Genomic DNA, 18,701 nt, shown 5'->3' with positions numbered 1-18,701 from the left:
CCATTAAAAAACCGCATAAATGAAGAAAATATTAATCATCACGACAATTTTTTTAACAGTTATTAATTGTAAAAAAAGTGAGAATTCTGAAAATCAAATTTCAGAAAATGAAAAAAATATTTTACTAAAAAAAATAGGTGCAGAAATTATTAAACCTGCATTTGGAGGAAAAATTTTTGGGAATTTAATTGTCCTGCAAAGAAATCCATCAGAAATTTATGTTTGGACAACTTTACAAGAATTTTATGGAGAAAATAATGTTGAACTAGGAACAGGAACATCTCTTCCACTAAGAATTAATCTGAATGGAAATCCTATAACGGAAGATAACATTGTAAATATTGAAAAACCTGGTGACGGCAGTTTGTATGGAGAAGATATTAAAAAACTCTTTCCTGAAAATTTGCACAAAAAAATTGAGAATTTACCAAGTTCTAAAGTTTTAATGCAAATGACTGAAGATGTAAAAAACCATCCAATTAAATAAAACGGAAAAAAGGCACTGCAGGTAATAACTAAGCTTTCGTCTTGTCCGCAGGACACGAGATGAAAGCCTGTTGAACGGAACCTCCGGTGGTTTTTCCTCCCCAGTTGGTAACCTTATGGAGTTATCGTTTCTAGAATTTAGGATAGTAGAGCAGTTTTTTAGAAGGACTGCTTTTTTTGGGAACTGAGGTGAATCCTTCAGAGAAATATTTTAAACAACATTAAAGCTTGGTTATAGACCCGGTCGAATTTTTCGGTATTTTCTTTTCCCGGATCAAATATACACTCAATAAAATCAATATCCCACCCACTGCATACCAAATGGTAAACTGTTCATTATCCAGTACACCCCAAATCACTGAAACTACCGGTATTAAAAGTGAAATCGTACTTGCAAAAACAGCAGAGGTATCCTGAACAAGTTTGAAAAATAAAAACATGACCAAAGTGGTACTTATGACCGTTAAAAATACCAGATAACCTAATGCTGTGAGTGTTTCGTTTTGGGTATAATCAATATCTGTAAAAAAACCTGAAAATCCTAAAATCAAAAGAGACGGCACCATCCAAACTGTATAGATTCCTGTTGATATATCGGTCGATTTAATGTGGCTTAGTTTTTTTTCAATAATAAGAGCTGCAACAGCGTACAATGCCGAACCTATCGTTAATAAAATGGTATAATAAAGATGACTTTCGCCAGTTCCCGAATTAGACGAATATACTAAAACAATAGCACCTACAAAACCAATTATTGCTCCCGCGTATTGAATCATCTTATTTCGAATTCCAAATAAAAAAGCACCTAAAATGAGTGTAAAAATAGGGTCTAATGCATTAATGATTCCTGCTAACGAGCTGCTTACACCCTGTTGTGCAATGGGAAAAATAAAGACGACCAAAAAGTTGCCAAATAAACCGGAGAGGGCAATCCAAAAAATATCCTTTCTCGTCATTTTTTTCAAGGCAGGGAATCCAATAAAAGATAAAATAAGTCCTGATAATCCCGCCCTAAAGGCTCCAATTTGATAAGGGTCAAAGACTGGTAAAGATTTTTTAATGAGGATAAAAGAAGAACCCCAGGTTATGGATATGATAATGAGTAAAAAATATTTGTTCTGAATGAATTGCCTCATAAATAGGTTGAATTTTTGTTAGATTGGCAAATTTAATTTTTTTTATTTGGTAGCGGTCGTTTAATTAGTTTTTTTTTCTTCGATTTCAGATATTGTAACCCTTTTTTCGATTAATAGGTAGAAATTCTCTGCCTCTTGTCTCTACCCTAACACTTTTATACACCTTATCATTTAATCTTTCCACCAGAGAATAAAATCATCAATTTTCGCATTTAAAGGGATGCTGTTGGTGTTTACGCTTTTAGTTTTAGCATTCCACCAATCTTTGGATAATTTGGATTTTGCAATAGAAAAACTCGCATGAATTTCATCTACAGTGAGCACAATGTGCCCTTCGGTAGGTTCAATTTTAGTTATAGGATATGCCTTTTTAATATCAGCATACGTGGAATTTTTGCTGATTCCTTTTTCGGTTTTAAAAAAAGGACTGTTTATCAAGACTCTGTTGATTTTTTGATTCACCTTACCGGTATCTTTAGGGCTTAGTGTAAAAAGAAGTTGGCTATCAGGGCTGGATATTTCGTAATTGCTATAAACATCATCTGCAAATTCGCCGTGTTCAACTTTTTTGTTAATCTGGGCATTAGGGATGGTCTGCAATACTTCAGCAATCGTATTTTGATTGGTATAAGCGCCAATGCTGTTTGCCGCAACCCTGTTTTTAAGGTACTTTCCTGCCAGTGAGCCGCCACCACCGCAATACTGCATCATCGCATAACGCTCATCAAATTTTTCAGTAAATACGTCCACTCCTAAATTGTCGTGAGAAGGAGCAATGTACATCAAGACTGCTTCATTTTTTGCCAGATCCTTTTTACCCGCAATATTCACCCACAGCGTATCTTTTTTCAACATTCCGATACCGGAAAAACGGCAGTTCTCTTGGTCTTTTACGGGAGATGAAGAAAAAATAATTTCATATTGCTCCCCTTTGGGAATAATAGAAAGGGTCTGCGTATAATTTCCTTTTTCCTCATGATAAGTTTCATACACCCCCCGGTAGGAAAACTTCTGTTGCTTCTTTAATTGGTACAACGCTTTCAGACTACCGGTATTGGGTTTCATATCACTTCCCAAAAGTGTTAATTCATTTTTACCTGCTAAAAAATGCAAAGGCTTTCCCTCTTCTTGAATGGTTAAGATATGGTCTTTGATGGTATAGTTTCCTTCAGAAGTAAAAGCAGCATCTGCTTTGCCAGCATAAACGGTTTCATATCTAAAAGTTTTATCCTCATTCAGAATCAGAGAAACCTCAATACCACTACAGTCGGCACAGGGGTAAGTTCCTTTGTAAACTCCCTGATCATCTAAAGCATATTCCGCTGACTGTTGCCCTTTTGGCATTTCTTGTTTTTTAGCTTTGCTACATGCAGTGAGTGCCAATAAAACGATAATAATATAAAGAAAGTTGCGCATAATTAATTGTTATTTTTAAAATTTCGATTTAGGCATGGGTGTACACAAAAACTGCGCCGCTACACAATTATAAAAAAAAATTATTCATGTAAATTGTACAGTTATAGCGGCTAAAAGGCAAGACTTTTATCCGAGGTAAGGAGATTGCCTAAGATCTCTTTTCGTCACGCAAACGATGTGACTATCTAAACGAATCTTGCACAAAAACCTGAAAATACAAACTACATTAGATAACCTTTAGGCCTGATCGACTATGGAAAATCATGTTGAAGTCTGTTTCGTCAAAATGAACAAAAATGGCCAGAATGAATTCAGAAACGTAATTACAATTCTGCTGGATATTATAAAGAATGTGGTAGAATAGCCATCATTTCCCCGGGCTAATTATATTATATTTGCATTTCGAAAACATTTAAATCAGATTGCAGTTAAGCATTATTATTAAAAATGACTTTCAAGTATTAAACACAAATGATGAAGATTGATAGAATATCTTTTTTTTTGCCTGCTTTGCATTGATTCTTTCCGCTTATGCTGAGGCTTAATATGATCAGATTCCATTTTGTTAATTTGAAAAACCTATAGGGTAACTTTTCTGTTTTTATAACGTGAAAATCATCTAACTCAAATTCATTTTTTTTGTCCAAATATGCAAACTACTTTATAATAAATAATATGAAAACAATAATAAATTTAATACTTATCGCTTTGGCTGTTACCTCTTGCAGTAGAAACACCGATGAGCCAGAAGTTGTAGTGCCCATAGAAAAGACTTCTTACAATTTTGTTTATGATAATTCCTACAAAGTAAATGACATAGTATTATATAAAGGTCCTTTTGGAGTAAAAGAAAATCCACAAGAAAGCATTATTCAAAATTATTGGAGTTCCTATTCTGAACCACCATATAGTAAAATTGAACTCAATCTAAAAAACAAATCCCTTCAGTTTCATTTAGGAAAAAACCTTATAAATTATCAAGTAGAATTATCTAATGACTCTATTTGCATTTCTACCGATAAAGTTTTTATTGGGATTTTAGATAAAAAAAATGAAAAACTTGAGTTGTATAAATCACTTTATTACATAATAAAAGAATTAGATGATTCAAGTTTTTTTACTAAAAAAACTACTGAGTTAGGAATAACAAAATATAAAGATATTTTTGGAATTAATACTTTTGATAGCCCGTCTGCAATGACCAAAGAGAATGATGAAGTTTTTTGGGCTAATTTATCTTTTACCTATAAGAATAATTAATGACTTCTTTTATTTCGCATTTCCCTCCCTAGACTTAATAAACATCACTTTAGTTTTAGGATTTTTATAAAAAAACTGGTGCATATCAAAAAAAAATATTTCTATTTCTTTTGATATAATAGTATTCTCTTTTAAAAACTCCTTTTTATACTCTGTTTAATTTTGGTGGTCAATTTGACCGTTTTTCCATCGAGATCATCAAAGCATCTTTTTAGAAGGACTGATTTTTTTGTGGCGTTTGCCTTATAAGTGGTCTTCTAAAAGACGGAATTATTTAAGATATTATTACGTCTCCAGCAAAAAATTTAATTACAATTGCGGAAAACAATAGTCGGAAAAAACATTGATTAAGAAGTATATTAGAAAAATCCACTTTCTTTTGAAGACATACAATTCTGAACGGAACTTTAATTTAGAGTTGTCCGCCAACTCCTTTAAATTTCTCTACAAAAGAAACGAGTTTTTGAAAAACACTTTGCTTCTTAGTTAAATACTGAGGATTTAAAGGACTCATTTTTGGTAAAAGTGCATTTAGTTCCATTCCGTTGTCGCTTGCGAATTCGCGTTTTAATGAGTTGGAAATATAGCGTTTTGCTGCTTCTTCATTTAAGCCTCTATCGCTGTTAATACTGTTGAGATAACCCACCATCAATATTTTGAAGAATACGACCGGATCGATGCTCTCTTGTCCACATTTGCCGTAATAAGGGGCGGTAACTTTATAAAGAAAATCGAGTGACAGATTTTCATTTACTTTTCGGTAGAAATTATCTTCGGGAACCACCTCATCAAGACTTTGATGGTAGAAGTGTTGCGGAGTAATTATTTTCTTTCCTTGCATGCACTAATTTTCGAATAATACGTTAATTATCAAACCGTTATCATGTTTTAATTCTGAGTATTTGCGAAATTTATTTTTGGTATTTTTGGTTGTGCAACAAGCACATCGTATTGGCAATAGTGCGGAGGAATCGCCAAATTTAACTATTTTAGATGTTTCGAAGTTTAATTTATAATTAGAAAATTTCCGCAGTTAAGCCGCACCATCGCCAATACGCAAAACGTTACCTGCGATTTTAATAGCGCCGTTTCCAAAATAAAATTTGCCTAATTGAAATTAAAGTAATTACTTTGTGATAACAAAAAATAGAATTATGGAATTATCTGTTATAAATATTGGAAACTCGAAAGGAATTAGACTTTCTAAAACTATTCTTGAAAAATATAACATTCAGAACAAAATTGAAATTATCCTCGAAAAAGGTTTTATAATTTTGAAACCTAAAGCGGAACCAAGGAAAGATTGGGAAGAAGCATTTAAAGAAATGCACGAAAACGGAGACGATCAACTTTTAATTGATGATGTTTTTGAAGACGAAAATTTTGACGAATGGAATTAAAACAATATCAAATTGTACTGGTTAATCTTGATCCAACAATTGGAAGCGAAGTTAAGAAAACAAGACCATGCGTTATTTTTTCGCCAAATGAAATGAATAAATATTTGCAAACGATACTTATTGCACCTATTACAAGCAGTTCCAAAAATTATCCTACCAGAGTTGAAATTAAAGGAAATAAAACTAAAGGTTGCGTTATGATTGACCAAATAAGAACTGTTGACAAGCGAAGAATTTCAAAAATTTTTGGAGAATTGTCTGAAAAAGAAATTCAAAAAGTAAAAAGTGTAATAAAAGAAACATTTGTAGATTAAAAAACCACAGGTAATAACTAAGCTTTAGCTGCGCTCTGTTCGGCTGTGCCTCGGGTCGTTTCGCCTGAAAGACAAGAAACCGAAGGTTCGGCGAAGCCAAATGAATTGATAAATCACTAAGACCTTTAAAAAATAGAAATTACGAAGTAAAGCCTGTTAGATCCTTTCGCTACGCTCTGGACAGGCTCACCTCCAGTGGCCTTTCCTCCCCACTTGGTAACTTTATGGGGTTATGATTTTTAGAATTTAGGATAGTAGAGCAGTTTTTTAGAAGGACTCAGGAACTTTATCAGCGATTAATTAAGTTTTGCAAGTAGAAGTTTCATTTTTTTATCCTACTGGCATAGATACCAAAGCGTTAGCTGCATGAAAAAAAGCCAGTGTAGGATGTAATGATTTCCCGTTGCTAATTGTTTTAATATAGGGAAAAAATTTATTTACAATTAAAAATTTTACTTTCAACAATGTTTAGATTAATTAAACTGCTTACCTTATTAGTGAGCTTAAATATTTCTGCACAACAAGAAAATTTAAAAATAAACGGTAAGCTTACGGACAATGATCATCATAAGATTTCATCAGCTGAAATTTATCTTTTTACTGCAAATAATGAACTCGTAAGAACCACCATTGTACAAAATGGGAATTTTGAATTTTCCCGACTCAAACCCCGTCAATATTACCTGCAAATTGTATCAAATGATATCACACAAAATGAACCCCTGTTTCAGCTTTCCTCCGATCTTACTTTTAATATAATTCTTAAAGAAAAAATTTCCAATCTTGAAGAAGTTCAAATTGCAAGAACTAGAAATATTTTCAAGGTTCAAAATGGAAATATCAATATTGAGATCGCAAATTCCTCTTTAAGTAAAGTTTCCACATCCACAGATCTATTGGCCAAATTGCCTTTTATCTACGTAGATGCAAATGGAGAAGGTTTGTCGATGGTAGGCAAAGGCAGTCCACTTTTGTATATTGATAACCAAAAAGTTGATTTCAATGTTTTGTCTGCCTTATCTGTTGATGAAATTAAATCTGTTGAAATCATCAGAAATCCTTCCGCAAAATATGAAGCGGCAGGAAAAGCGGTGATCAAAATTATATTAAAAAACAGTAGAAAAGAAGGCTATAAATTAACGCTGAACGAAACAGCGGTATTCAACAAACGTTTCAGCAATAATTTTTCAGCCAATTTTCAGCAGAAAAAAAATAAAACCGAATGGAAACTAAATGCTGCTTATAATCAAATACAACATTGGGAAAGCAATGGTTTTGATTATTCTGTTCCCGGCAAAAATATTAAGTCGGACTATATCATTACCTCAATTACCAACCGTCCACAAGTCATTTTAGGCACTAGCTTATATCAGGAATTGAATGATGGAGATAACTTAACATTTACCGTAAATGGAAATTTAAGGCCCGATAAAGGTGATAATAATACGGTCACGAACTATGAAGTTAACGGACTGAAATCTCAAATATTAACATTAAATCCGCAGGACAGAAAAAGAGCGACTATCAATTCTATTTTTAATTATAATAAGCAATTGAAATCTATAAACGCTACTATTTTCACAGGTTTGCAATATACGCGGGAAAGCAATAATGTAGATCTGGACTTTTACAACAATATTGATAATTCTGGGTACAATTTTAGCCAGTTTAGAAAACAAAAATATGCAGTGAATGCTTATTCGGGAAGAATCGACATCGAGAAAAAAATTAAGGAAAACTACCAATTGGGAATTGGCGGTAGTTTTACCAAAGCAGATGCCACGACCAATAATGTTATTGATGATAGAAACACAAAACCTTTAGAATATTTTAAATATTTTTTTAATGAAGAAAATTTTGCTTCCTATGCAGAGTTTTCAGGTGAAAAAGAAAAATTAAGTTTTAAGGGTGGCATTCGTTTGGAAACAACATCCGCAAATGGTTTTTACCAGATTTTGAAGGAGAAAAATATTTCCAGACATTATGTCGATTGGTTTCCGAGCGCAGAATTATCCTTTAAACAAAATGAGAATTACATCTATACGCTAAACTTTAAAAGAAGTATTAACAGACCGGGTTATAGTGATCTGGCTTCGGGCGGTTTATACAGCAGTCCATATGTTGAATATCAAGGGAATCCAGATCTTTTGCCCTCTTACACCAACGAACTTTCAGCAAGCATCAACTTGAAAAAATGGGCAATAAATGCTTCTGTGTACGAAAGCAAAAACCCGATAGGCTTCGGACTTTTTTATAATGAAGATGAAAATATATCAAAGTTTACGACCAAAAATTTTGACAAAGAAAGTGGGGCAAGTTTAGGATTGGATGTTCCATTTGAATATAAAATTTTAACTTCCCAGAATAGTTTATCCATCAATTATTCAAAAACAGAAGACCGTCTTGCAGTTATAAAACAATCCACACCGTATCTTTATCTCTATACAAATAATACAATAAAACTTGGAAAAGGCTTTAATTTTCTTTTAGATGGCACTTGGATTACCAAAAGAATGCAAGGAATTTACGAGTACAACGAAATGGTATTATTAAATTTGGGATTGACTAAATCAATTTCAAATTTTGACTTCACTTTGCGTTACAATGATGTTTTCAATCAAAATACATTTGTCCAAAAATTAAGTTATGACAAAATCATAACGAAAGGCAGTTTTTATGGAAATACGCCAACTCTTTCTGTAGGAATAAAGTACAACTTTGGAAAAGTTTCAAATTCAGAATATAAAGAGAAGCAAATTAATGAAACCGTTGACAGAATTTAAGCGTACGATCAAAATAAGTGGATACAGATAACATCGTACTGACAATAGTGCGCAGGAATAGCAAGTTTATACATTTTAGATCTTGCGAAGTTTAATTTATAATAAGAAAGTTTCCGCGTTTAAGCCGCACCATCGCTAATACGCGGAACGTTGTGCAACATTTAAAAAAGACCTTCCCACAAGAAAAATAATTTTTAAATTCAAATAATATTATTAGATTTGTATCCAAATGAATACACTTTGATATGTACTTTATTGAAAAAACAACAGAGTTTGACAAATGGTTTAGAAAATTAAATGATCTAAGAGCAAAAGCAAAATTTTGTTCCGAATTCAAAAATTAGAAAACGACGAACATTTCGGAGATTTTAAAACGGTTGGAAATGGAATTAATAAGTTAAAGATTAATTACGCAAAGGGCTATGGAATTTAGTTTAAGGAAACTGACGGAAAAATCATTATTCTCCTAATTGGCGGAGATAAATCAACTCAATAAAAGGACATTGAAAAAGCGTTTCAAATCTGGAATAAATTAAAGAAATAATGAAAATGGAGACATCAAAATTTGACATTGCCAATTACTTAGACAATAACGAAATGATTGCAGAATATCTTAATACTGTTCTGGAAGAAGGAAATGACTCAGATATAATTGTTGCAATTGGAACTATTGCCAAAGCAATTGGAATGACTAAAATCGCAGAAGAAACCGGACTTAGTAGACCAAGTTTATACAAAGCTTTGTCTGAAGGCGCCAAACCGCAATTCGCAACAATAATGAAAGTTCTAAAAGCTGTTGGTGGGCAACTACATGTGAATCCGAATACGGTATAAAAAACGATTGCACAATAACTATGCTTTAGCTGCGCTCTATTCGGCTGTGCCTCGGGTCGTTTTGCCTGAAAGACAAGAAACCGAAGGTTCGGCGAAGCCAAATGAATTGATAAATCACTGAGACCTTTAAAAAATAAAAATTACGAATTAAAGCCTGTTAGATCCTTTTGCTACGCTCTGGACGGGCTCACCTCGGGTGGCTTTTCTTCCCCAGTTGGTCACCTTATGGGGTTATCATTTTTAGAATTTAGGATAGTAGTGCAGTTTTTTAGAAGGACTCAGGAACTTTATCAGCGCTTAAAATCTACATCTAAAATGCAAAAATAATAGTCGGAAAAAACAATAATCAAAGTTATACGGAAAATATCATTAATAAAATATACTTAATGCTGAGTTCTGAGTATAGAAGTTTTACCCAAGATTTTTTTCAATCTTTCAATTTGTAATATTTTACAATTAATATTTATAAAAAAGAGTTCAATTAGTCTTAATACAGAAGAGAGTTTGGGCAATTTTTATAGGATCGCGCGGTAAAGCTTTTAGAAATTACGAACCATTCATATATTTAGCTAATTAACTAATTGTGTAAATAACTAAATAATTAACGTCTTATTGCCTGATTTTTTGACCTCCGATGTGGAGCGTTAAATGCAGACCAGGACGCCACTTTACCACTAGACGTTTGGAGACACTTTCCATCGGATAAGTTTTTCTACATATACGTTTTATCGTAATTTTTGTTAAATAAATAAGAAGTAAGTGTTCAGACACAATTTCCTCCTAATTAGTATTATTATTATCATTATTATTGCACCAACTTCAACTATAGGTGGCTTTTTTTTAACCAACGAAACAATAAATAATATGCAAGATGTTATTAAAAAATTTAGGTTCAAAGACAATGGAATTGTAATCAATTCACCAAAAACTCTGGAAAATCAGTTTGTGAAACTTGGCTTTCACACCTCGTTTGACAACAGAATAAAAGCTACAAACACATTGGTTTTCGTAAAGAGTAAGGAAGAGATTCTTGATTTCTTTAGTACGCAACTTAAAAATATTGAGGAGGACAGTATATTGTGGATTGCATTTCCGAAAGGAACTTCAAAAATAAAAACAGACATAAACCGAGATACAATTCGTGACACTGGGGAAAATTTTGGAATCACCACAGTGGCTGCAATTTCCATTGATGCAACTTGGAGTGCATTACGCTTTAGACCAATGGACAAAGTGGGAATGACAAAAGATAAAACAAAAGACCGATAACAGAGATTTGGAGAAAAATTGGGCCCAGTACTTAATGAAAGTTTCTGCTCGTAGGAGCTCGGTAAATGGAGAATAATTCTGGCCGTTCTAACTTGCCAATATCGTATAACTATTAATGTGCTACTGGTTCGATTAAAAGACAAAATGATCAAGAAATGAAAAGACAATATTTCCTGGAAACAGAAAGAACTAAATCCATGAGCTAATAGAAGAAGACACCGAGAATCTATGCATTAAATCTTGACAACGAAGTTCTAAAATTTACAGGTGGTGAGCCTGTTGCCGACTTACAAACAGCAAATAATTCTTAATCAATTACGACCCATATAAAAAAGACGGTGTTGCAGGCCTTGCTGTAATTAACAAAAAAATCGTAGTTTTTGAGGTCTGTGTGGATTTAAATCCTGCCTTAATAAAAATAAATATAATATTGGTTTTAGATTTTTTAAAGATTTAAAGTAAAGGGGCTGTTAGTGAAACAGCAAAAAAATTTCATGCTTTTGGCTTTCGCGAAGTTTAAAACGACAAAATGACTGGACGAGCAATGAAAGAAACATCACATCTAATAAAATTCTTAAAAAAAATAGGTATCACATTCTTTCTAGGTTTTAACGACAATTCATAAAATTTAGAATTTAGAAATTTGATTACAATCCGGAATTTAAAACTTAGATGCAAGAAATTTAATAAATTTTCTGAGTGTGGTTTACTTTGTTTCAATTTATAAATTTTTCAGCACCTTATTTTGGCAAAACATTAAATATCAGATCTATAAATAATTTACTTCACACGCTTATCAATTTTGATATCCTTTTTATGTTTTCTCAAAATATTATTTTTAAGTTTGAAATGTCAATAATGACTAAAACTAATAAACGTTTTCATGAAAAACATACTTTCGGCTTTAATGCTTTTTTCGTTTTTAATTTCATTTTCTCAATACAGATTTAATTACAGATATAGTTTTATACCAGATGGTAATAAAAAAGATTCCATTGTTCACGATATAATGACCCTTGATGTTGATCTCAGCAAAAAAGAATCTAATTTTTATAATGACGCAAAAAGATATAATGACTTAATTTTAAGTAAAAATCGAGCAATCGGTGTACTAAAACTGTCTTTTCTACAACACAATTCTAACCTGACGTATAGTATATCCAAAGATTTATTAAAAGACAAAATTATATACCATACAATTTATTCTGGAATTCGAATGAAAATCACAGAAAAAAATCGTCCGAAATGGATTCTCGCGAATGAAGAAAAAAAAATAGGAAACTATCTATGTCAGAAAGCAGAAACAAATTATAAAGGGAGAAACTGGATTGCTTGGTTTGCAAAAGAAGTTCCGATTTCTGAAGGTCCATATAAATTTTCGGGATTACCAGGATTGATTGTTGAAATCTATGATGAAGAAAAGAACCACGAATTTAGCTTGCTAGAAGTTAAAAAAAATAAAAATGCGCATTTACATGATTTTTCAAAAAAAGAAAAAGAAATAACAAAAATTCAGTTGAATAAACTTATTGACGAACGGTCCCAAGATACTAATGCAAACATTAAAGAAATGCACATCTCAAATAGCAATTATACTTTCCTACTGAATGATGGAAACATCTTGAAAATAAGAAAAGACATAAAAAATTTAGACAATGAACTTTCAAAACAAATACGCCGTATGACGAATTCTATTGAAATTGAAAAATAATAATTATCTTTAAATATAATATCTACTTAGTATCGATCAATCAAAATCATCAATGTAAAAGAGCGAAATTTGGCAATACTGAAAAAAATCAATCTTGTGAAAAATATTTCAAGCGTTCTCAATCTCAACAGATAAAATTACAGTTGTACAGTTCGGAGGATTGATAAAGATTGCAACTAATAGCGTAGGAGTAATAATTAAAAAACTAGGTTGATAGTTAATTTATCCAAAATCCGCCTTTTCATCAGGAGCACAGAGCGAAAACTCAAAACGACGATAATTAGGCTAAAAGCATGAGCAATCAGATTCTTTATAGTGGTCTAAGACCGTTGACTTTAAATAATAAGGAATAATGAAAACTAAAAACGTTGAAAAATTATGACATATCCATTTATCCCTCCGATGTTTATTATTGTATTTATAGCTTATGTATTATACCTTGTAATAATTAAAAAAGATAAAAAACAGCTGAGATTAGTGGTACCTATTGGACTTATCTTTATACTAATTTGGGCTGTGCTTTATTATTTATTATTTAAATAGCTAATTATTAAGAACGTAATTCGAAGAACAAAAATTTTTGTTACATAATAAAACGAGTTCTATAGAAAAACATAAATTGAATTGGTCAATACATCCTCAAGCTGGACTTTGGTGCATGGGACACCTTAAATACGCAAATTCAAATAGGTACATCTTTAGTATATAGTGTACCAGTCAAAAACTATAATTTACCCTTCATAATAACTCGAATATAAAAACATCCCATAATAAAGATTAAGACAGGAAATTTAAGCTCTTTTATGGTTATAGATTATAAAAACAATCATTAATATTATATATAAAAAAACAATGAAGATTTTCCAAGTTAATTCGATTCCACTCAAAGACGTTATCATAAGCTTAGCAGAATCTTTTAAGGTAAAACATCAACATCGGTGCGGTGAATACTTTTTATCCATTCCTACGCATATTGGGGAAGGTGAAATTAGAGGTATTAATTTTGAAAATGGCTTGGGTTTAATAATTTATAAAGCTACATTTAAAGAGGATATTCGCCTTGAAGTTACTTTAGGTGAAGTTCATCCAGTGAAATTTTTGTATTCCCTAAATGGTTCGGTCCGTCATGAATTTGCGAATGAAAGAAAAAGGAACTCTATTGAAGAGTTTCGATGTGCAATTGTCGCAAGTGAAAGAAAAAGCGGTCACATTATCGAGTTTGAAAAAGATATTCGTCACGAAATTGTTAGTGTCGAAATTGACCGAAGCTTGTTTAGCGTAAAAGAAAACTGTGAACTTGCGAAATGGAAATCCACACTAAAGGACGTAATTATCGATACGGAAGGGATAAACCAATTTTACCATGTAGATAACTGTGGGATTTTTTATAAAAACATTCTGCAAAATATAGATGATTACAAAGATTTTTTCATTGCCCATAAGTTGAATTTGCAATCCATAACGCTGGAAATGTTCGTTCAACAAGTTATTCAGTTTGATGATGATATTTTAAAAACAGAAGATAGAACGATTCTCAGAATTCAAGAATTAAAACGAGTAGAGGAGGGCGGAAATTATATGAGAGAAAATATAAATGGTGATCTTTCCGTGAAAAATATCTCCCGTATTACTGGTTTGAATCCCAATAAATTGCAAACTGGCTTTAAATATTTATACTCCACTACACTGAACGAATATGTAACGAACATTCGTCTTGAACAGGCAAAAATACTTTTATTAAACAAAGAATATAATGTCAATGCTGTAGTAGCTGCCGTCGGATTAGAAAGCAGTAGTTATTTCTCTAAGATTTTTAAGAAAAAATATGGTGTAAGTCCAAAACAGTATAAAAACATGCAACATTTAATATAAACATTTATTTGCGAAACAAACACGATCGAAATACTTCTTAACCCCATGAAAATATGGATCTACTATATACTATTTTGTTTGTAATTTTAGATAATTACTAAAGAAGTACTCTTGAATGATAAACTATTTTCTGAATTCTCCGATTGTTTCCTGAAAAGGCTTTACAGTTTCTTAAAAATTCAAATATTTTCACAGCCGGTGTTTCCGCTAATTTTGGCGGCAGAGATTGAGGATTATAAGTAAGCTCTTATCTGGCTTTGGTGCCGATTTAAAAATGATTAGGTGCGGACAGTGCAAAGTTCGGTGTAATTGACCACCTAGATTCGGTTTAAAGTGACCATGTAAGTTCGGTTTAAATTGACCACCTCTTTTTTGTGGTAAAAACAACTGTTTTTCATGTGCTAATTTGTATTCAAATATAATTAATTTTCGGCTCTGTTTATACCTCTTTTTTTGCGCATCGATTCCCCCTTCAATTCGAGGCGGTGAGATTGATGGATCAGCCGGTCTAAAATAGCATCGGCTATGGTCTTTTCACCGATGATATCGTACCAACCCTGAACCGGGATTTGCGAAGTTACGATGACAGAACCATTGTTATGACGGTCTTCAATGAGTTCTAAAAGAGTTATTCTGTTTTGACTGTCCAATGCCTGGAGTCCAAAATCATCCAATATAATCACCTCTTGGCGTTGTATTTTAGCCAATTCCCGAAGATAAGAGCCATCTGCTTTTGCCATTTTCAATTTAGCAAACAATTTATTGGTATTAAAATAACTGACCTTAAAACCCTCTATGCATGCCTGATAACCAAGTGCGGTGCCTAAATAACTTTTGCCTACACCCGTACTTCCGGTGATTAAAACATTTTCATTCTTTTCTACAAATTTGCATCCAGCTAAGCGCAGTACCAGATTGCGGTCTAAGTTTCGGGATTCATCGAAGTTGATACTTTCGATATTCGATTTATAATGGAATCGCGCGTTCTTGATGCTTCTTTCAATGCGCCTGTTGTGTCTTTCATCCCATTCTGCATCGATCAGCATCGAGACAAACTCATCGAGCGTGTAATGATCTGTTTTCCCACTTTCAATAGCGGTTTTAAAGGCGTTATGCATGCCGTAAAGCTTCATTTGCTTCATTTTCGTAACGGTAGGTTCGTTCATAATTTTAAAAATTTAATTTTGTTAATGTCTAATGTCTAATTGTAATACTGTTTTCCACGGATATTCCCATGGATTGGAAGTTGCTGTTCCAATTCTGATTTTTGCTCAAAATCAATTTGGTCTAAATTGTTTTCTAATATTTTCTGGATGGTTTTAAAGCTGTAAATTTTAAAGTCAAGGGCACGTTTGCAGGCATTGATCAATCGCTCTCTGCCTACCTTTTTTTCGAAGTTTAATATTCCCATACAACTTTTATAAGCTTGTTCGGGATGATTTCTGCTCTCGATAATTTGGATGATATATTCACCTACAACAGGGTCAATTTCAGTAGCCCAATCAATAAACCGCGAAGGACTCCAATCGGACACAAACTGATGCGTACTGGCTAAGTGTTCAGCATTGGTGGTATATACGTAAGGTTTGTAATTGCGCCTATGAATCGCAATTCTGTTGTATTTATGAAAAATTTCTACGGCGGAGGAAGTGTATAAAAGCTTGACTTTTTTCTTGAGATATTGATACGGAACGCTGTAATAGTTTTTGTCCTGGCTCAAAAGAACGTGCCCATTCTGCATCACCGTTGCATGCGATTGGTATTTGAGCTCAAAACGCGCTTCTGGAAGTGGATGAAGCTTTTGCTTTTCGTCTTCTAAAAACAGCTCTTTGCGGGAGTAAGGACGTGCGGTGAGTTTGCTATCGTTGTGCGTCTTTAACAGATCCCAAATTTGTTGGTTTAATTCTGCTAATGAATAGAATGGGGTTTCTTTTAAATGGGCATAAATCCTTCGGTACAAGATCTTCACAGCGCCTTCTACCAAAGATTTATCTCTAGGCTTATAGGCTCTGGCAGGTAAAATGGAGGTGCCATAATGATCTGCAAGATCGGCGAAGGTTTCATTAATGGTGGGTTCAAAACGGCTGCTTTTGATGACCGCAGATTTTAAATTATCAGGAACAATTGCCGCAGGAACGCCCTGAAAAAAATGCATCGCATTTTCTACCGAACGTACAAAATCTTCCTTTTGCTGGCTCATTGAGGCTTCTGCATACGTATACTGGCTTGCTCCCAAGATGGCCACAAAAAACTGAACGTTTTTGATTTCTCCACTCTTTTTATCGGTAATAGAGAGGGTTTTACCGGCATAATCCACATACATTTTATCACCAGATTTGTGATTCATGTGCATCACGGGATTCACCCGCTTTGCCCATATTTTGTAGTGATGCCGGAATTGGGTGATCTGAAAACCATCGGGATACAAAGCGATATACTGCTCCCAAGTTCGATAAATAGTAACTCCTACCTTTTTTAATTCCCGTTCCATCACCGGAAAATAATCGTACAAAGTCTGTAATTTGGGACTCACCGATTCCTCAGTAGTATGAGAAAACAAAAGTTCAAGTTCTGCGTCTGTCTTTTCGTTAATGATCTCAAAACTTAATCCAAGGACTTCAAATAACGAAATATACTTCTTTACGGTGTTTCTGGAAAGCGATAAGTAATTGCTGATAAACAACTTACTCTTTCCGTTGCTATAAAATTTAAGGACTTTTCTAATTTTACTCATGTCGGTTGTTTTATTGGCCATAATCCGTATTTTTATACGAATTTATGACGCTAACAACATGAAAAAATCAATCGTTTTTACCTGAAAAAAATCAACCAAAATCAAGGTGGTCAATTTGCTCCGAATCCAGGTGGTCAGTTTGCTCCGAATCCAGGTGTCAGTTTGCTCCGAATCCAGGTGTCAGTTTGCTCCGAATCTGGTGGTCAATTTACTCCGAATCTGGGTGGTCAATTTACTCCGAATCTGGGTGGTCAATTTGTCCGTTTTTTCCAAAATACTTGCAAAAGCATATAACAATGTATAAAAATCTAGCACAGTTTACCAAAGATAAACGCAAAGAAGCAAAACTTACACAGCAGGAATTTGCTGAAAGAGCTGGTGTTGCCTTAACGGTAGTTCGGAAAATAGAACAAGGAAAGGATAACTTAAGTCTTGCAAAAGTGAATCACGTTCTACTGATGTTTGGCAGTAAATTAGTTCCAGCATCGTTAAAGGAAATTGAGAAATAAGAAAAACGAACCATTATTCAACATCCTTATGCTATAGAATCACAATTTTAAACCTAGAAAATCAAGAAAAGTATAAAGTGATGATTAGTAGTCGATTAGGTTTTTTCAAGTAGAAATCTATATATTATTCAATACCTTATTTGTACCATGAAATTATAACCAATTGATTATCAGTATCCGTTATTTTTGAAGAAGTTAAGTAATCACTTAGTCAACCAATAATTTTATTCAGAATTCCCCAAGTGAAAACTTGGGGAGTTTTTTTGTGTGGTATATAATTAAAATGCCTCAAGTGAGGCATTTTAATTATTGATTCAGAAATGTATTTAGTTTAATCGCTTCCTCATTAGTAGCATCGTATTCTAAAGATTTAGCGATATGCTGTTTCGCCTGTTCTTTATTGGTTTCAGCTAGTTTGTAAGCCACAAAGAAATGCGCATAAGCCAAATTCTTTTTGCTGGCTTCAACTTCTTCTGGCTTTACTGCTGCAATGTATTTTTCATACGCCACTTTTGCATTGGCCTCATCTTTCATATTTTGGTACACATACGCCTGGCTGTAATAAGATGGTGCCCAATCTGGCAATAAAGTTGACATTTTCTGCCACGTTGCCAAAGCGTTAGTCCAGTCTTTCTCATCCTGATAAACCGTTGCCAATTTTACGATCGCTTCTGTATCATTGGGATTGGCTTCAATTTGTTTCTTTAAAGCCTCTATTACTGGATTTTGTTGGGCAACTTGAACCTGCTCACTTGCAGGAGCATTTTCTTGTACTGGATTTGTATCTTGCGCAAAGCCAAAAGTTGTCGCTCCAAAAAATAACGCAGCAATCACTGCTTTCTGTGTGTTAATCACTCTTTCCTTTTTCATGTTCAATTTTTTTTGATTAATATTTATTTGCCGTTTTTCACATCAACTATAATTCCAAGATTTTGTATTTTTTGAAAGTTTAATGTTTTTAATAATATCTTAACTTT

Annotated in this window: 16 protein-coding genes; 10 read left to right on the top strand and 6 right to left on the bottom strand. The window is 33.2% G+C overall.

Going from position 1 to position 18,701, the window contains the following annotated elements:
* Positions 1–19: 19 nt before the first annotated feature.
* Positions 20–487: a hypothetical protein gene (locus tag PUH65_RS14445; protein WP_305520817.1), complete on the top strand. Its 468-nt coding sequence runs from the start codon at positions 20–22 to the stop codon at positions 485–487.
* 220 nt (positions 488–707) lie between these two features.
* Here the strand turns inward: PUH65_RS14445 and PUH65_RS14440 are convergent, their stop codons facing one another.
* Positions 708–1,622 (bottom strand): DMT family transporter, encoded by a 915-nt coding sequence (locus tag PUH65_RS14440; protein WP_305520816.1) that lies wholly within the window; start codon positions 1,620–1,622, stop codon positions 708–710.
* Between the two features lie 171 nt (positions 1,623–1,793).
* The gene (locus PUH65_RS14435) at positions 1,794–3,038 is read right to left on the bottom strand and encodes a copper resistance protein NlpE (protein WP_305520815.1); all 1,245 of its coding nucleotides are present in this window, start codon (positions 3,036–3,038) and stop codon (positions 1,794–1,796) included.
* A 675-nt stretch (positions 3,039–3,713) separates the two neighbouring features.
* Between PUH65_RS14435 and PUH65_RS14430 the strand changes: the two genes are divergently transcribed.
* Entirely contained in the window at positions 3,714–4,298 is a 585-nt protein-coding gene (locus PUH65_RS14430) for a hypothetical protein (protein WP_305520814.1), read from the top strand.
* A gap of 412 nt (positions 4,299–4,710) precedes the next feature.
* Here PUH65_RS14430 and PUH65_RS14425 read toward each other — a convergent pair whose 3' ends face one another.
* On the bottom strand, positions 4,711–5,139 hold the full coding sequence (locus PUH65_RS14425) for a hypothetical protein (protein WP_305520813.1): 429 nt from the start codon (positions 5,137–5,139) through the stop codon (positions 4,711–4,713).
* 313 nt (positions 5,140–5,452) lie between these two features.
* On the opposite strand from PUH65_RS14425, the gene PUH65_RS14420 reads away from it, so the two are divergent.
* The 7 genes from PUH65_RS14420 to PUH65_RS14390 all read left to right on the top strand — a co-directional run bounded on the left by PUH65_RS14420 (position 5,453) and on the right by PUH65_RS14390 (position 14,481).
* On the top strand, positions 5,453–5,698 hold the full coding sequence (locus tag PUH65_RS14420; RefSeq protein WP_125023765.1) for an AbrB/MazE/SpoVT family DNA-binding domain-containing protein: 246 nt from the start codon (positions 5,453–5,455) through the stop codon (positions 5,696–5,698).
* Positions 5,689–6,012, top strand: coding sequence for a type II toxin-antitoxin system PemK/MazF family toxin (locus PUH65_RS14415; RefSeq protein ID WP_305520812.1), 324 nt, complete (start codon positions 5,689–5,691; stop codon positions 6,010–6,012). The genes PUH65_RS14420 and PUH65_RS14415 overlap by 10 nt, the downstream gene beginning before the upstream one ends.
* 464 nt (positions 6,013–6,476) lie before the next feature.
* Positions 6,477–8,795, top strand: a complete 2,319-nt coding sequence (locus PUH65_RS14410; protein ID WP_305520811.1) for an outer membrane beta-barrel family protein — start codon at positions 6,477–6,479, stop codon at positions 8,793–8,795.
* Positions 8,796–9,344: 549 nt separating this feature from the next.
* Positions 9,345–9,629, top strand: coding sequence for an addiction module antidote protein (locus PUH65_RS14405; RefSeq protein WP_305520810.1), 285 nt, complete (start codon positions 9,345–9,347; stop codon positions 9,627–9,629).
* A gap of 864 nt (positions 9,630–10,493) precedes the next feature.
* Entirely contained in the window at positions 10,494–10,898 is a 405-nt protein-coding gene (locus tag PUH65_RS14400; protein ID WP_305520809.1) for a hypothetical protein, read from the top strand.
* Positions 10,899–11,781: 883 nt separating this feature from the next.
* Positions 11,782–12,609: a GLPGLI family protein gene (locus tag PUH65_RS14395; RefSeq protein ID WP_305520808.1), complete on the top strand. Its 828-nt coding sequence runs from the start codon at positions 11,782–11,784 to the stop codon at positions 12,607–12,609.
* An 852-nt stretch (positions 12,610–13,461) separates the two neighbouring features.
* Positions 13,462–14,481, top strand: coding sequence for a helix-turn-helix transcriptional regulator (locus tag PUH65_RS14390; protein ID WP_305520807.1), 1,020 nt, complete (start codon positions 13,462–13,464; stop codon positions 14,479–14,481).
* Between the two features lie 422 nt (positions 14,482–14,903).
* Here PUH65_RS14390 and istB read toward each other — a convergent pair whose 3' ends face one another.
* Complete coding sequence (istB, locus tag PUH65_RS14385; RefSeq protein ID WP_305520806.1) at positions 14,904–15,647, bottom strand: IS21-like element helper ATPase IstB; 744 nt, start codon at positions 15,645–15,647, stop codon at positions 14,904–14,906.
* A 35-nt stretch (positions 15,648–15,682) separates the two neighbouring features.
* Positions 15,683–17,236, bottom strand: a complete 1,554-nt coding sequence (gene istA / locus PUH65_RS14380; RefSeq protein ID WP_305520805.1) for an IS21 family transposase — start codon at positions 17,234–17,236, stop codon at positions 15,683–15,685.
* Between the two features lie 275 nt (positions 17,237–17,511).
* Here istA and PUH65_RS14375 point away from each other — a divergent pair, with 275 nt between their 5' ends.
* Positions 17,512–17,724, top strand: a complete 213-nt coding sequence (locus PUH65_RS14375) for a helix-turn-helix domain-containing protein (protein ID WP_305520804.1) — start codon at positions 17,512–17,514, stop codon at positions 17,722–17,724.
* Positions 17,725–18,030: 306 nt separating this feature from the next.
* On the opposite strand, the gene PUH65_RS14370 is transcribed toward PUH65_RS14375, so the two are convergent.
* Complete coding sequence (locus PUH65_RS14370) at positions 18,031–18,594, bottom strand: hypothetical protein (RefSeq protein WP_305520803.1); 564 nt, start codon at positions 18,592–18,594, stop codon at positions 18,031–18,033.
* Between the last annotated feature and the right edge of the window lie 107 nt (positions 18,595–18,701).

Origin of the sequence: Kaistella sp. SH40-3, assembly GCF_030686865.1 — a bacterium.
Classification (GTDB): Bacteria; Bacteroidota; Bacteroidia; order Flavobacteriales; family Weeksellaceae; genus Kaistella.
Note: the sequence above shows the minus strand (reverse complement) of the source record. Positions and strands in the feature narration are given on the sequence as shown.